The sequence below is a fragment of the Desulfomonilia bacterium genome (genome assembly GCA_036567785.1).
In the GTDB taxonomy this organism is placed as follows: Bacteria; Desulfobacterota; Desulfomonilia; order UBA1062; family UBA1062; genus DATCTV01.
On sequence record DATCTV010000037.1, the window covers coordinates 235125 to 251882 of the forward strand.

Consider the following 16758-nt stretch of genomic DNA (forward strand, 5'->3'; position numbering starts at 1 on the left):
ATCATGGGCTCATTAACGTCAAGAGGAAAATGCCTGCTTGTGAGTTGGCATTTCATGCGATATAGCTTTTTAAATCATGAAAAAACCCGAGATACTTTCCCCTGCCGGAAACCGCGAAATGCTGGAAACCGCATGTCTTTACGGGGCGGATGCAGTTTACATGGGGCTCGCAGGCGGCATGAACCTTAGGGCCAAAGCAGGGAACTTTTCGCATGAAACATTAAAGGAATCTGTTAAATACGCCCATGACAGAAACGTCAGGGTATACCTGACGCTCAATATTTACCCGCATGACAGAGATATGGGTCTTGTTAAGGATTGCATTGAAACCGCCCGGAATGCCGGGATCGATGCGGTAATAGTTTCTGATATAGGTGTTGCTTCTCTCGTGAAAGAAATCTGGCCCCGGGCTGTGCTTCATCTCAGCACTCAGGCGAATACGGTAAATGTGCCGGCTATAAAAGCATGGACAGGGCTCGGGATAAAAAGGGTGATACTTGCCAGGGAACTCTCCGCGGATGAAATAGGATTTATAAGAAAAAATGTTTCCACCGAACTGGAGGTGTTCATCCACGGTAGTGTCTGCATATCCATTTCAGGCAGATGCCTTATAAGCAGCTATCTGAATGCAAGGGATGCGAACAGGGGTGAATGCACACAGCCGTGCAGGTGGGATTACGCCCTTCTAGAGAAGACCAGGCCCTCACAGTACATGCCGGTTATCGAAGAGGACGGTTTCACCTACCTCTATAATTCAAAGGATATCTGCCTTCTGCCTGTCTTTGCCGATGTCATGCGGCTGGGACTCGACGGCCTGAAGATCGAGGGCAGGAACAGGACGCCTTTATATGTGGCGACCGTGACATCGGTTTACAAAGAGGCACGTGATGCATACCTTGCAGATCCTGAAGGGTTCTCAATCAAACCGGACTGGCTGGAGGAGATAAAAAAGACCAGCAACCGCGAATACTTCACAGGCTTTTTCAATGGTACTCCCGGATCAGAAAGCATGAAATACGATTTTAAAGGCTATGAACACAGCCATCATCTTGCCGCGCGAGTAATCTTAGCAACCGGTGACAGGGCAATGCTTGAAGCGAGAAATCCGCTCATCGAGGGCATGGAGCTTGAATGGATGTCCGCATCGGGAGAAAGAAAAAAATTCACTCTTAACGGTGCGACTCAAGATGGTGCTCCTGTTTCAAAAATCAGGCCCAACAGCTTTTTCGAAGTCAGGCTGCCTTTCAGTCCTCTTGCCGGAGAACTTGTCAGGAAACCATACAGCGAAGGCGACAAAGTAATAGAAAGGCGCAAAAGAAATGAATGACCTTTTCGACGGGCTCAACGACGATCAGAAAAGGGCCGTCAACCATATCAGCGGGCCGCTCTTAATATTTGCTGGGGCAGGCTCCGGCAAGACCAGGGTGATTGTCCACAGGGTGGCAAACCTCATAAAGAGCGGCATCAATCCTCACCGCATCCTGTGCCTCACATTTACAAACAAGGCGGCGGGCGAGATGAAGACCCGGCTCAACGAAATGCTCGGAAATGCATCATCCGGATTGTGGGCGGGCACGTTCCACTCGTTCGGGGCCTGGATGCTCAGGCGCGAGGCCTACAGGACAGGCTATCCCGGGAGCTTTACCATATACGATGCCGCAGACCAGCGTTCGCTGATAGCAAAATGCCTCAAGGACCTCAGGATAAAAACTAACAAGGGAACGGACTCGCAGATCGCATGGCTCATCTCCATGGCAAAGGACACGCTCCAGGACTATAAATATTTCAACCTGAGGCTAAACTTCGATCCTGTCCCGGTAATCAATCTCTATGAAGAAAGGAAAAAGGAATACGTGGCATTTGATTTCGGCGACCTTCTCAAGGTTCCGGGGCAGATATTAAACGAGTTTTCCGAAGCGAGAAAACGCTATCATGACATGTTTCCCTATATCCTTGTCGATGAATATCAGGATACCAACATGGCGCAGTATGTCATGCTCATGGGTCTTGTTTCAAACGAGAAGAACATATGTGTGGTTGGTGACGACGACCAGTCCATATACGGCTGGCGTGGAGCCGATGTCGGCAACATACTCAGGTTCAAGGAGGATTTTCCCGAGGCGAGGGTCATCACACTGGAACAGAACTACCGCTCCACAGAGGAGATACTTAATGCCGCATCCTCTCTCATTTCGTATAATTCCAGACGTGCTCCCAAGACGTTGAAGCCGGTTAAGAAGGAGGAGGGGGGCGTTACCCTGAGGGAATACGCCGATGCCGATGTCGAGGCTGCCAGTGTCTCGAGGACAATAGCAAAGCTTGTGGAAGGTGGTGTAAATCCCGCAGATATTGGTGTCTTTTACAGGATCAATGCCATATCGCGCGTGATCGAAGAAAACCTCGTTCGCAGCAGGATTCCGTACGCGGTGTTCGGCGGTATAAGATTTTACGAGCGCAGGGAGATCAAGGATGTGCTTGCCTACCTGCGCATAACGGCCAATCCCAGAGATGAGGACGCCCTTTTAAGGATCATCAACACACCGGGCAGAGGCATCGGGCCGAAGACGGTCCTCCTTCTTCAGGATTTCGCAAAGAAGAAAGGCATTCCAACATTTGAAGCTCTGAAAGAAGCAATCAGCGCTGGTGTGGTCAAGGGAAAAACGGCGGAAGGTCTGAAGGATTTCATCACTCAGACTGCAAGGATAAAAGAGGCTTCATCAGTAATGGATGTAGCCGATCTCATAACGTTGACTCTCGACATCACCGGACTCAGGGATGAGATCAAGTCCGAGGTGGACGGCGAAGACAGGATTACGAACCTGAAAGAGCTTGTTGCGAGCGCATACGGGGCAAACAGCCTCCAGGATTTTCTTGAAGAGAAATCACTGATATCCAATACGGACAGGTCGGAGGGTGAAAAGGTCAGTGTCATGACGCTTCACATGTCCAAAGGTCTCGAATTCGACCATGTCTTCATTCTCGGACTTGAAGAGGGGATCCTCCCGCACTCCAAATCAATGACGGAAGATTCCGATATCGAAGAGGAAAGAAGGCTCCTTTATGTCGGAATAACAAGGGCGAGGAAAGAGGCGCATCTTTCATGGGCCAGGGTCCGCGCACTCTACGGCAGGGAATCGTTCCAGTATCCGTCGGGGTTCCTCAATGAGATAAGGGACGGGTTGTAAAACCTTAAAGCATTATTCACGGCTCCCGCTCGGGTTTTTCTTACTTTTTGTTAATTGGGGCTATCTTTTTATGGTTTGGATTTTATTATATAATACAATAACATAGGAAATATTTTTCTGTGAGGTGGATCGTATGAATTCGAAAACATATGAGGGAACACTGGATGCGGCAACAGTCCTCAAGTATGAAAAGGCCCATGTCTTATACCCCTGGGCTGCCCAGAAATCGCTTAATCCCCTGATAATCGATCATGCCAGCGGAAATTATTTCTATGACACTGCCGGTAAAGAGTATCTGGATTTCAGCTCGATGTTCGTATTCAGCAATTTAGGGCACGCCGACCCCAGGGTTGTGGAGGCCATACATGTTCAGGCGCAGAGGCTGCCCGCGTCGGCATCACCCTTTGCGACAGAGGCCAAGGCGAAGCTTGCAAAACTCCTTGCAGACATAACGCCGGGCGACATTTCGAAGACGTTTTTTTCCACGAGCGGGGCCGAGGCCAATGAGGGCGCCATAAAGATTGCCCGGCTCGCCACAGGGAAAGACAAGATAATAGCCCGCTACCGGGCATACCACGGCTCGACCTTCGGGGCCATGGCATTGAGCAGTGACTTCAGGAACTGGAGCAGCGAACCGGCCATACCGGGCGTCATCCACTGTCTTGACCCGTACTGCTACCGTTGTCCGTTCGGCATGACTTATCCAGCTTGTGACCTTCAGTGCGCCAGGCATGTCGAAGATGTCATCCGCTTTGAAGGCGGAGAAAAGCGTGTGGCGGCCTTCGTGGCCGAGCCCATCGTAGGGGCGAACGGACTTTACGTACCGCCTGATGGATACTGGCAGAAAGTAAGGGAGATATGCGACAGGTATGGAGTTCTCATTATATGCGATGAGGTCATGGTCGGCTTCGGCAGGACCGGCAAATGGTTTGCAATCGATCACTGGGGTGTTGTGCCTGACATCATCACCATGTCAAAGGGTATCACGACAGGCTATGTGCCGCTGGGCGCGACAAGCGTCAGAGAGAGTGTCGCGCGCGCGTTCGAGGATCAGGCCTATGTCCACGGCCACACCTATAGCGGGCACACCCTGGCCATGGCCGCAGGCGTCGCTGCAATCGAGGCCTATATCGAGGACGGCCTGGTTGAGCGCTCCGCCCTGATGGGTGAATATCTGATGGAAAAGGCCTGCGAACTCAAGGACAGGCATCCGAGCGTGGGCGACGTGCGCGGGAAGGGTCTCTTTGTCGGTATGGAACTGGTGAAGGACCGTGCAACTAAGGAACCCTTGCATGACATGTTCGTAGAAGGCCCGAGACCTGCTACCGCCAAGATGAAGGTCCTGGCCGAGGCCCTGAAAAACGGCGTCTACTGTCTGCCGGGGGTCGCCAGCGTGATCATGCTTGCCCCGCCTCTGGCAGTCACGAAAGACGAGATCGACTTTGCCATGGGCGTTTTCGACAAGGCCCTCGCTATTGCCGATGCGGAGACGACAACGTCATAGCCAGGATATCAAACGGCAGCTTCATAAAACAAATATGTGATTCGCTGAAAACTGCCGGCCTGATCTTTATCCTGCTTTGTTCTATTTCAGATAGCTCAGGTGCTTTTCCTGCAGGACGAACATGTAGTCGAACACCTTGGCGGCGGCCTCGTACTTGTTCACGCATGGATCTGCCAGGAGCGCCTGGAAGGCAAGCTCGCGCGAGCCGTTTATAACGGCATCGGCGATCAGGTCGTTGGTGCCGATCTGGTTTGAGAGCAAAGCCTTGAAGCCCTTGGGATAGTTTTCAAGGCGGATCCCTTTAAGGCCATGTCTGGTCACGACAGCAGGCACCTCGACCGCCAGAAAGGAAGGCAAACCTTCGATATATCCTTCATTGGGCAGATTCACGGCCGCCTCCTCGTAGCCCGAATCCGTGATGATGCCTTCCATGATGGGCACAACTCGCTCATGCAGCTTGATTTCGATCTCCGGTTTTGCTTCAGCAAGCCACTGCTTATAGTAAAGCCAGAATTCCATGACGGCCTTGTTGTCGGCCGCATCATGTGCCCATGCGATATATTCTCCCAGATGGCTGTCGGAAGTGATTGGCAGATATCCGTACCGTTCCAGCAGGATCTTGAAAATGTGGCGCTCGGCCCATTTGCCGGCCTGCGCCCTCAGCGCCGGCTCGCTCATGGGTGTGGAACCGGCTTCGACCCGCTTCAACTCCCTTATGACCACATCCAGAGACAGGAACTCGCCGAAATAATCCGGGGCCTTGGCCCTGATATCCGGGTAGGCATCCCTGCCGCTGTCCTTGTAGCCGGCCTCGATCAGAATGCTGAAGTGGTTCAAACCGCCGGCGCGCAATGTAAGATTTTCAAAGGGTGTTCCCAGAATACCTGGCAGATGCTCTTCAAGGGATGAAATCTCGTGGCACAGGCCTGCGAATTTAAGATCCGGAAACCTGCGGTGTACCGTGGTGCAGATCTTGGTCATGGGATTGCTGTAGTTGAATACCATTGCCTGGGGACAGATGGTCTGAATATCGGCGCAGATATCCAGAATGGGCGGAATGATTCTAAGCGCATGAAAAAGCCCGCCGGGGCCGCCGTTCTCACCCATAACCTGGTTCAGACCGAAATGCAGGGGCATATGCCAGTCATAATCCCATAGCATGAATCGATCGCCTACTTCGATCGAGATAATGCAGAAATCAGCGCCTTTGAGGGCCTCCTTGCGATCTGTAGTGGCCGAGACCGTGTACGGCAAATCCTTTTCCCTGATGAACTTCTCAGCATTATCGTGCACAGCTTCAAGCGTCACCGGATTGATGTCATGCAGCACGATCCGGCTGCCCGGGAGCACTTCACTCTGGAAGATATCCCCCATGGTGTCATAGCCGAACTGTGCGCTGCCTGCGCCGATAAGTACGATTTTTGAACTCATTTAAAGCCCCCCTGTCGTTTTTAAAAGTTTGTCCGAAGCATAAGGTCAACAGAACCGTTGCTATCCATGCCATTTTATCGAAGTGTATGAATAGTGTAAATAAATCTTTAGAGGTATTTCCGGCGGTTTAAACTACACAGGAATGGATTTTCATATTGAAGGGGATGGCAAGGTCTGCCATCCCCTGACGTGTTTAAGGCTCCAAGGCGTTCTGCCACCCAGCAACCGTCCAGGCAATTTGATTTCCGCCCGAGAACGTGCAGGAGTAGTTGCTGTTGAACACAGTCTGGGATGCGCCGGTAAGGCCTGCGAAATTCAGCTGTCCTGAATTCCAGAAACCGTATATGTTTCGTGTGACCGGGTTGGCGGCAGGTGTTGAGACTGTTACCGGATCAGTCAAACCCGGGGCAACAAGCTTTCCTGAAATGTATATGAGGGTCTGGCCGTTTTCCTGCTTCTGCTTGTAGTTAACTGGTTCGCTTGAAGAACCGAGCGTGTAGGCGTTGCCGTTGAGAGAAAAGCCGCCGCTCAGGTCGTAGTCACGGAAATCTGCATCCGATGCAGGTTCAGTGATGAGTGTGGGAACAATCTTCATGTTGATGGGAGTATCGGATCCGACATCGGGATAAGTCGGGTCGACCGTCCCGTAGTAGGTCTTGTATGCGATCTTCCACAGGTTGTATCTGACCTCACCCTTTGGATAAACAGCCTTGAGCGTGGTCATTGGAGTTATCGTCACCGAGTTCAGGAACAGATACTCAAGCCCGTTCGAGGTGGCCTTGTAATACCCCGATACGTTTGCGGTCAGGTCAACACCGCCCTCATTGCCGTAATACAGGCAGCTTTCCCATGGGTACCCGGTTGCGCTGAAGTTGACAGATAAATCGCCTGTAAAAGCCCGGTAGCCATGCACCAGGGACCCAGGCACAATCTTTATGCTGCACGCAACGCCGGTATCGGGATATGTGTAGTTGAATGTGGTTGTCAATGGGATGATAAGGACCAGCCTTAGAAGTTTGGCAAGCGCGTCAGGATCGTTGAAGATTGTATCAAGGACAAGGTTTCCGGTAATCGTGTTCAGGTCGTCAAGCATGACATTGTAGAGGAACTCGTCGTCGTCCGTTGTAGTGTAATCGGCCCGTCCGTACCCGATACCGGCATAAGCAGTGTAGAGTGCAGTCTGGGCAGGCTTCTTGGGGTTCTCCTGTACTGTGACAGTAATGGTGTCACTCGACTGCAGTCCCCAGATGTCGGTCACTGTAAGCCTGAAGCTCAGGACGGATCCGGCTGCAACAGAGGCCGTGAACTGGGTAATGGCGGTATTGGCGTTGGTCAGTGTAACCGCAGGTCCTGCTGTCTGCTGCCATTGATAGGAAATATCGTCATTGTCCGGATCATTTGAGGCCGAGCCGTCAAGCGTGACGATGAAGCCTACGTAAGCAGTCTGATCAGGTCCTGCTTCCGCCACGGGCGGTTTGTTCACATTGGTAACATTGACAATACATGTGTCACTCGATTTCAGTCCTCCATTATCTGTTACCGTCAGCCTGAATGTAAGTGCCGCACCAAAGCCCACAGAAGGGGCAATGAATGTTGGCTTGATCGCGCTGGAATTAGAGAGGGTAACGGAAGGTCCGCCAGTCTGTTCCCATAGATAGGAAGCAATCCCATCGTCAGTATCAGTCGAACCCGAGCCGTCGAGTGTTACAAGAGCACCCTCATTGACTGTCTGGTCAGCTCCGGCTTCTGCTGTCGGCGGATCGTTTGTACCGGTAATATTGATAATACATGTAGCAGTCGATTTGAGCCCGCCGTTATCGGTTACTGTCAGCCTGAATTTCAGGGCAGTCCCATCCTCGGAAACATCAGGGGCTATAAATACGGGTTTTATGGCACTTGCATCAGAAAGGGTTACTGAAGGACCTTCTGTCTGTTCCCATAGGTATGATGCAATGCCGTCATCCGGATCATTCGAATTTGATGCATCGAGTGTTACAACTGAACCTTCTGTAACAGTTTGATCCGGTCCGGCGTCTGCAAATGGCGGCTTATTCAAATAGGTGACATTGACTATACAGGTTGCAGTCGATTTCAGGCCTCCTTTATCGGTCACTGTCAATCTGAATGTAAGTGCAGCACCGCCTGGACCCACACTGGGTGCTGTAAAAGATGGTTTTACTGAAGAGGGGTTGGATAAGATTACGGAAGGTCCTCCGGTCTGTTCCCATAAATAAGAGGTAATCCCGTCATCCGGATCATTTGAATTAGATGCATCAAGAGTGACAAGTGAGCCTTCTGCAACTGTCTGGTTGGGTCCTGTAATTGCAACTGGAGACTTGTTCTCTTCACCTTCTGATGTACCGCCGCCGCCTCCGCCGCCGCCTCCACAGCCGGTCGAAATAATAGCGAGTGCTGCAATTACCAGGACGATAAAATTCGATAATGTTTTTTTCATTTTTCATTCCCCGCTTTTATTTATTTAATTATATTTAAAAGTTACATTTATAAAATTTACTAATCTTTCCAATAATAATCTTATGCATTGATAAGTCAAGATGCAGAACTTTTCATTCCCCACAATCGAATAACAGAATGTTACATGAGTTATGAAAAAAGGATTAATCTTATAAGTTATCACACACTGAAGGTGGTTTCTGTCTTGAATATCTCCGACGGCAGCAATTTTTCTTCCCCGAATGTATCTATAAGGAGCACAGGCGATATGGTTCTCCCGCCTGCAAAGCGTATTTTGAGTGTGGTTTCATTGTACTGTTCAAGATAATCTTTAACAGCAAGCTCGGCCTCGCCCTTTCTTATTGCGGCGCCTTCCGGCAGATTGAGTTTTAATGGCCTTACAAGCCTGAACGTATAGGATGCGACCTGTTTAAGCCTGCCCTTTTCGCATGTTTTCATGATTGAACCTTCAGGCATATGGCCTGAAAGCATTGCGTAAACTTCTTCCGCCGACAGGTCGTCTGCAAGATCAAGCTGCATGTATTCGTCTTCCGATGCTATTCCAAGTGATACGGGCGGAAGGAGGGTAAGCCTCATGGCAGGACTGAACCCTTCGGAATAGGAAGCCCTTAGTCCTGCCCTTCTCACGGCCCGCTTCATCATCTCGATGAAGTCCCTGTTGCCGATGAGCGACAGGGCCCCCATCTTTGAAAATCCTATAACATATGGAAACCGGCCCTGTGCCTTTTCTGAGAAAAGCTCGATCTTTTCTGCAGGTCCCCTGATGATGTTTCTGATGTCACCTTCGCATACCCCGCACCCGAGGCAGGCATCCTCCCTGCAGTCAGGGCTCTGCTCAGCCGTGTATGCGAGTTCCCTTTCATGGATGAGGAAATCCCTTTTTATGCCCATATCGATGAATTCCCACGGCTGTGTTTCATTCAAAGGTCTTTTCCTGAGGTAATCTTCCGGGTCTATTCCTTCCTCATCAAAGGTTTTCATCCATACATCGTTCCTGAAGGTGTCCGACCAGCCGTCAAGGTAGGCGCCCAGTCCGGATGCCTTTTCTATGACGCCTGCAAGCCTTTTGTCTCCCCTGGAAAAGACGCCTTCCAGAACCGAGAACCCGGGCTCGGTCCATTTGAGACTTATCTTTCTGTCCCTGAGTTCGCCCTTGAAGTACCTGAGGATTTCATTAAGCCTGACTGGATCAATCTGCGCCTCCCACTGAAAGGGTGTGAATGTCTTGGGTATGAATGTGGAAACGCTCACATTGACACCGCCCCTGAATGCGTTCGCAATCTTTCTTGAAAGTCTGACGATTGCCTCTACATCGGCATCGGTCTCGGTGGGCAGGCCTATCATGAAATATAGTTTGATGAGCTTCCAGCCCTGCTTCTTGATAATTCCGATACTTCGCAAAAGGTCGTCTTCTGTATTGCCCTTGTTTATGACCGTTCTCAACCGCTCTGTGGCTGCCTCTACCGCGAGAGTGAAGCCGGGCTTCTTCACCGATGAAATGATGTCGGCCATCCTTTCTGTCATTCCCTCGACACGCATGGAAGGCACACCGAGGGATATCTCACGCGACGGGCAGTTGAGCGATTCCATTATGTCTGCCAGATAGCTCAGGTCGGTTATCGAAAGGGCGGTCATGGCGAGGTTGTCATAGCCGGTTGCCTTCAGGCCCTTCCTGAATGTATCCATGACCGAGCCGAAAGAACGTTCCCTGTATGGCCTGTAAATAATGCCCGCCTGACAGAAGCGGCACCCCCTTGTGCAGCCTCTCGCGACTTCCACTCCCAGCCTGTCATGGACTATATTAATATTGGGAACGATGATGTCCGACGGGAAAGGGTATTTATCAAGGTCAGGCAGTATCCTGCGGACCGGTCTGGCGGACGAGCCCTGCATGTAAACGCCTGCAAGCCCGCTCATCGCTTCCATGCGTTCGTCCCGGTCTTCTGTATCAAGGCATATCCGCGCTATTTCAGCCACGACCTCTTCGCCGTCGCCGATTACGATCAGGTCGAAGAATGGTAAGTAAGGGGCAGGGCTGGATGTGCATGTTCCGCCTGCGATAATTATGGGGTCGGTCTTTTTGCGGTCCGCTGCATAAAGTGGAATGCCTGAGAGTCTCAGCATTTTAAGCACCGTTGTGTATGAAAGCTCGTGCATGAGGGAAAAACCAACGATATCAAACATTCCAAGAGGCCTTTTTTCTTCCAGCGAGAAAAGGGGTTCGCCGTTTTTTTCAAGGAGCGAAACCATGTCGGGCCAGGGTGCAAAGACGCGCTGCGCCCATACGCCCTCGATCGAATTGAGGATATGGTACAGTATCTTCTGTCCCGAATGCGACATGCCTATTTCATAGGCGTCGGGAAAGGCCAGGGCAAAGCGGAGTTTTACTTCAGAGTCAGACCTTGCGGCCTGGTTCACCTCTCCGCCGGTATAGCGGCCGGGTTTCAAGACCTGTTCGAGTCCTTTGATTTCCATAAACGAGATATTTCCTCCGGAAGTTTTCACTTAAAAGACATGGTCTGTTTATCACCCGCTCGATAAAGATGCACATGAAAATTGCTCGTTATTCCACTTGACCGCTATTTTCCATGATACTAAAAGCCGAGATCATGCTTGAGAGGTTCAAAAAAACACTGACGGAACTGTGCGGTGTAAGGCCCGGCGATGGTATACTGGCGTGCTGTTCGGGCGGCATCGATTCGATGGTGCTGTTGAGATTGATGAAAAATGCGGCCTTGGAACTGGGTTTAAAACTCCATGCCGTTACGGTCGACCACGGCCTCAGATGCGAGGCGCCTGGGGATGCGCAGTTCGTGCTCGATACCTGTGCCGTCCTGGGGGTCGAGGCGAGTCTTTATGAATTGAAGATGGATCCTGAAATTTCCAACCTCGAGGAAGCTGCGCGCATCAGGCGGTATGAGGCCATATATGAATGCAGGGAAAGGCTGGGCTTTCCGTTCATTGCAACAGGACATACGGCCGATGACCAGGCCGAGACGCTTATCTACAGGCTGGTTCGCGGAACGGGTATTAGGGGCATGGCCGGTATGGGGCATGCAAGACCCGACGGTCTTATCAGGCCGATGCTTAACATAACAAGGGCCGAGGTCGAGGCTTTTGCCCGAAAGAATGATATCAGGTTTGTGACTGACCAGACGAACAGTGACCTCACTCTGGTGAGAAATCTCATACGAAAAAAAATTCTCCCCCTCATGAGGGAAATCAACCCGCTTGCCGAAACCGCAATTTCGAGATTTGCCTCGATTGCGGCTGTCGAGAACTCATATATAGCAGACGAAACAGACAGGCTTATCGAGAGCGCCCTGATTCACGACTGGAACGTGTGCCGGGTTTATGATGCTCAGAAGCTGAAATATGCGCCGGAGGCCCTCATTCACCGGATGATCATAAAGATCTCGGCTGACATGCAGGGAGACCCGCGCGGGATACCGGCAACGGATGTGGAGCAGGCTTTGATGGTAATAAGGGGAAAAAGCAGGGCGCATACGATAATGCGCAGGGTCAGCATCAAAAGTGACGATAAATACCTGTCATTTGAAAAATATCCGTCCGCTCATTTGCTGTCTTTGTCTGATGGTGCATGCCCTGACAAACCCCGGGCTGCTGTTTATCATAACGGCGTTTATCAGGTGAATCCCATAGGAAAAAATCTTGAGATCAAAGGCATTACTGACGGCCTGAATGTGACTGTAAGGTTTTATCTCCCCGGTGATAAGGTGCAGGATAAAAAGGTGACCGCAATTTTTCAGGAGAGACACATCCCCCCTGCTCTCAGAAAATACTGGCCCGTAGTGATCATGGACGGAGCTATCGTATCTGTTGCCGGTGTGCTTGATATAAGCGATATCAAAACGGTATTTCCTTATGATGCTTGAGAATATGTTTATAATTCCGTTCTTTATTCCAGATGATGCCGAGGAGCATTCCGACGCAGCCTACGAAGGGAGCGTTTGAATGAAGGCCGGAATAGCAGGAATGTCCATAGGCACCTACCCCCCGTCTCTTCAGGCCATGCTCATCGCAGAGGAGTTTCTGGCGCTCAGAAAAAACATACTGTGGCTTGTTGAGAGCGATGAGGATATGTACAGGGCCAAGGCCGACCTTGCGTGCTTTATTCCGCAGAACAGTGTACTCTGTTTTCTGGCCCCTGATGTCAGGCCCTATCAGGGGGACAGCCCGTCGAAAGAGGTAACTGCAGCCAGAATAGAGGTGCTTGTCAAGTTGGTTGACGGGGGTCCCTATATCGTTATCGCGCCCATCAATGCCGTGCTTCCCTACACTCTGCCCAGACAGGCCCTCAAAGATGCCGTCATGATACTGAACCTCAGGGCCGAACTGAACAGGGAGGAATTCTCCATGAACCTCATCCGCATGGGCTACACCCGTGAGCCGCTGGTTGACGATGTCGGCCAGTTCAGCATGAGAGGTTTCGTGATGGACATATTCTCACCGGGCATGGATGAGCCGGTAAGGCTCGACATGTTCGGCGACATGATAGAGGAGATAAAGGTCTTCAGCCTCTCAAGCCAGCGTTCTAAGAAGTCGGCTCAGACCAAAGGCCATCCTTCATGTACGGTTATGCCTGTCTCGGAAGTTCTTCTGACGCCGGATAACATAAAGACGGCGAGGCCCAGATTAAGAAGGCTCAAGGGTGAAAACCTCTCTGCCCTTATCGAGGATATCGAACAGGGGGTCATGGCCCCCGGCATTGAGGCCTACCTCCCTGTATTTTATGAAGAAACGGCCACCATATTCGATTACATGGGCAGGGATTTCATTCTGGTAGGCCCTGATGAAGAGGGTTTGAAGACCGCATGGGAGAGTTTCTATTCAAAATATATAAGGGCATATGACAAGGCTGCCGATCCGGCATGTATGCTTCATCCCGGGGATTTGATGATTGCCGAGAAGGCGTTTGTCGATTCCGCAACAGTACACGGGCACATCCTGACTTCGATTACGGGCGGGACCTCTGGCTTTTCATGGCATGACTTCAGAACAGGAGGCGCCCCCGAGAAAGCCCCTGAGCGTCTGGCAGGGCTGGCTGCCGAGGGATTCACCGTATTCCTTACCGCAGGGTCCTCCATGCTTGCCGAGAAAGTCGAGTATGCGCTCATCACCCGCGGCGCGGATACAAAACGGTTTGAAAGGCCTCTTTTCGACCTTCACAGGCGGCCCGGCATATTCATCAATGAAAATCAGCTCTCATCGGGCTTCGTTCTGCCTGAAAAATGGCTTGCCGTAATTCCGGCCGAAGAGGCCTTCGGCGTAAAACGGCAGAGAAAACCCGCAAGACGCCAGGCCATAGTCAATCCGTTCACCCAGCTTGAAGTGGGAGATGCGGTCGTGCACCGTGACAACGGCATCGGTATTTTCAAAGGTGTCGAAAGGCTTACCCTCGACGGCATAACCTCCGATTTTGTCGTTCTCGAGTATGTAGGGGGCGACAAGCTTTACCTGCCCGTGTACCGGCTTGCAATGATACAGCGCTATGTGGGTGATACTGACGCGCTCACAATCGACAGACTTGGCGGCACACGCTGGTTCAGGGTGACCGAAAAGGCCCGTGAATCGGCCAGGAAGCTGGCCGCCGAACTGCTTCAGATATATGCAAAACGCGAAAGCTCGCACGGGTTCTCATATGATGTGGACACCGAGCAGGTGCGCGCATTCGAAGACGACTTTCCCTATGACGAGACTGACGACCAGCAGAAGGCGATTGAGGACGTCTATGCGGATATGGCATCATCAAGGCCCATGGACAGGCTTGTATGCGGCGATGTCGGCTACGGCAAGACCGAGGTGGCCATGAGGGCGGCCTTTGTTGCGGCCATGTCGGGAAAGCAGACAGCCATACTTGTCCCGACGACACTCCTTGTACGCCAGCATCTGAGCAATTTCCGAGAACGCTTCGAGCGCTGGCCGCTTCGCATAGAGGCACTTTCCGGGTTTGCAACCTCACAGCAGAATGAAAACGTCATGAAAGCGATCGAAACGGGCGCAGCCGACATACTTATAGGCACGCACACGCTCATTTCAGATAATGTCAGGTTCAAGGACCTCGGGCTTCTTATCGTCGATGAAGAGCACCGATTCGGGGTCAAGGACAAGGAAAGGATAAAATCGAAAAGGGCCGAGCTCGATATTCTGACGCTTACGGCGACTCCCATCCCGCGCACACTCAATATGTCGCTATCGGGCATAAGAGACCTTTCCATAATCGAAACGCCGCCCGCCGAGCGAAAATCAATAGATACCGAGATTTCACGATTTGACGACGAGGCCATTGTCAACGCCATCGACCGGGAGCTTGCCAGGGGGGGGCAGGTTTTTTTCGTCCATAACATCGTGGCCAACATCGATTACATGGCCGACTATATCAGGCGCATATGTCCTGCCGCCCGTATAGGAGTGGCCCATGGCCAGATGCCGAAGAGGGAACTGGAAAAGGTCATGGAGCAGTTTCTCGACCGCAGGATAAACGTTCTGGTGTCCTCGTCCATCATAGGAAGCGGCATAGACATCGGCAATGCGAACACCATCATCATAAACCGCGCGGACAAATTCGGCATGGCCGACCTCTATCAGCTCAGGGGACGGGTCGGCCGCTCCAAGCTGAAGGGCCATGCCCTGCTGCTCATACCCGAGACCGGAAGGGTTACGAAGGACGCGCGCAAAAGGCTTTCCGCCATCAAGGAATACGAATCGCTCGGCGCAGGCTTCCAGATGGCCATGCGTGATATGGAAATAAGGGGGGTGGGCGATATACTGGGCCATAACCAGTGGGGCCATGTCACGGCAATCGGCTTCGAACTCTATCAGGAGATGCTTGCAGAAGCGGTTTCGCTTCTTCAGGGCAAGACCGTCACTCCCGGACTCGACCCGGAGATCAAGCTGGGCATCGATGCCTACATACCTGAGGATTACTGTCCGGAAGAGCACCTGAGGCTGGGGCTGTATAAGAAGCTTGCCACGGTTTCGCCGGAAGATATCCCCGGGGTCATGGACGAGCTTATAGATATGTACGGCCCTGTGCCGGGGCCTGTCAGGGCGCTGCTTTTCATAGCCGAGACAAGGGGCATGATGAAGCGCCTGAGAATAAGGAAACTCGAGCTTGCCGAGAACTTTTTGAAGCTGTACTTTAGCAGTGATACTGTGGTAAACATCCATGACCTGATAGATTTAGTCACTGAGAAACAGGGCAGACTTACAAAAGAAGGCATGGCCGGAATAACAATTAAGGACATACGGGAGATTCATGGAATACTCGAAAGGCTCATTCAAAAAACTGCTGCTTAGTCTGGTGATTTTAGCGTGTATTGTTTTAATGCGCTCCGTCACAGTCCATGCGGATACTATCGACGGTATCGTTGCAGTTGTCGACAAGCAGCTGATCATGCGTTCCGATCTGAACAGGAGGCTTTTGCTCGTGGGCATCAGCCCGAATAACGAGGTCCGCTCGCGCCAGATACTTGAACTGATGATAGAAGAAGTCGTTGTGCAGAAGACCTACGAAAAATACGGCATGGCCCCTATAAACAAGAAGCAGGTCCAGGAACTGGCTGAGGCGAACAAGATCAGCGAAGATACCGCCAGGATAATGATGATGAGAAAAGCCCTCATGGACACTATGGTTACGTCGAGGGTCGTTGTTACACCCCAGATGATCAGGGATGAATTCAAAAATAATCCCGAATATTCCGGAAAACCGTCTCTTGAACTGAAGCAGATCGCCATAAAGGATAACAAGGAAAAGGCGGACAAGGCCGAGGCCGAAATAAAAGCGGGCGCGCCGTTTGACGATGTGGCCCTCGAGTATTCCGATATCCTGACAGACGGGAAATGCAACCTGGGCTGGATGCCTCTGGACGCTCTCGATTCGGTTGCGGCCAAGGCGCTTGAAAACTCAAAGGTGGGAGACGTCTCGCCCCCTTTGAAGATCAACGACTACTGGTGCATTTTCATGGTTACCGGCCGCGACGTTGTGGGTGCGAGAAATTTTGAAGAAGCGAAAGACCAGATTGCGGCGGACCTGACGGAAAAGGCCAGGGAAGACGCATTCGAACACTGGCTCAAACAGATCATGAGCGAATACTTTATCGGGATTTACATGTAAGCAGCAGGTAAATTCCCGCCTGAAAC

General features: G+C 51.5%; 9 protein-coding genes. 6 read left to right on the top strand and 3 right to left on the bottom strand.

The genetic code is table 11. The features are described from left to right. The first annotated feature begins 76 nt into the window (after positions 1-76). From VIS94_11770 to VIS94_11780, 3 genes are all read left to right on the top strand, one after another. Complete coding sequence (locus tag VIS94_11770; GenBank protein ID HEY9161751.1) at positions 77-1327, top strand: peptidase U32 family protein; 1251 nt, start codon at positions 77-79, stop codon at positions 1325-1327. Beyond that, complete coding sequence (locus VIS94_11775; protein HEY9161752.1) at positions 1320-3185, top strand: UvrD-helicase domain-containing protein; 1866 nt, start codon at positions 1320-1322, stop codon at positions 3183-3185. The genes VIS94_11770 and VIS94_11775 overlap by 8 nt, the downstream gene beginning before the upstream one ends. Positions 3186-3318: 133 nt before the next feature. Then, positions 3319-4689, top strand: a complete 1371-nt coding sequence (locus VIS94_11780) for an aminotransferase class III-fold pyridoxal phosphate-dependent enzyme (protein ID HEY9161753.1) — start codon at positions 3319-3321, stop codon at positions 4687-4689. Positions 4690-4770: 81 nt separating this feature from the next. Here the strand turns inward: VIS94_11780 and VIS94_11785 are convergent, their stop codons facing one another. From VIS94_11785 to VIS94_11795, 3 genes are all read right to left on the bottom strand, one after another. Further along, positions 4771-6120 carry an alpha-glucosidase gene (locus tag VIS94_11785; protein HEY9161754.1) on the bottom strand — a complete coding sequence of 450 codons (1350 nt, stop codon included), beginning with the start codon at positions 6118-6120 and terminating at the stop codon, positions 4771-4773. Between the two features lie 193 nt (positions 6121-6313). After that, positions 6314-8575: a PKD domain-containing protein gene (locus VIS94_11790; GenBank protein HEY9161755.1), complete on the bottom strand. Its 2262-nt coding sequence runs from the start codon at positions 8573-8575 to the stop codon at positions 6314-6316. A 179-nt stretch (positions 8576-8754) separates the two neighbouring features. Further along, a complete protein-coding gene (locus VIS94_11795; GenBank protein ID HEY9161756.1) occupies positions 8755-11070 on the bottom strand; it encodes a TIGR03936 family radical SAM-associated protein in 2316 nt (771 codons plus the stop codon). A 134-nt stretch (positions 11071-11204) separates the two neighbouring features. Here VIS94_11795 and tilS point away from each other — a divergent pair, with 134 nt between their 5' ends. From tilS to VIS94_11810, 3 genes are all read left to right on the top strand, one after another. Beyond that, positions 11205-12491 (top strand): tRNA lysidine(34) synthetase TilS, encoded by a 1287-nt coding sequence (gene tilS, locus VIS94_11800; protein ID HEY9161757.1) that lies wholly within the window; start codon positions 11205-11207, stop codon positions 12489-12491. Between the two features lie 79 nt (positions 12492-12570). Continuing rightward, positions 12571-15915 carry a transcription-repair coupling factor gene (gene mfd / locus VIS94_11805; protein ID HEY9161758.1) on the top strand — a complete coding sequence of 1115 codons (3345 nt, stop codon included), beginning with the start codon at positions 12571-12573 and terminating at the stop codon, positions 15913-15915. Continuing rightward, positions 15875-16732 carry a peptidyl-prolyl cis-trans isomerase gene (locus tag VIS94_11810; protein ID HEY9161759.1) on the top strand — a complete coding sequence of 286 codons (858 nt, stop codon included), beginning with the start codon at positions 15875-15877 and terminating at the stop codon, positions 16730-16732. Before mfd ends, VIS94_11810 begins: the two co-directional genes overlap by 41 nt. The last annotated feature ends 26 nt before the right edge of the window (positions 16733-16758 follow it).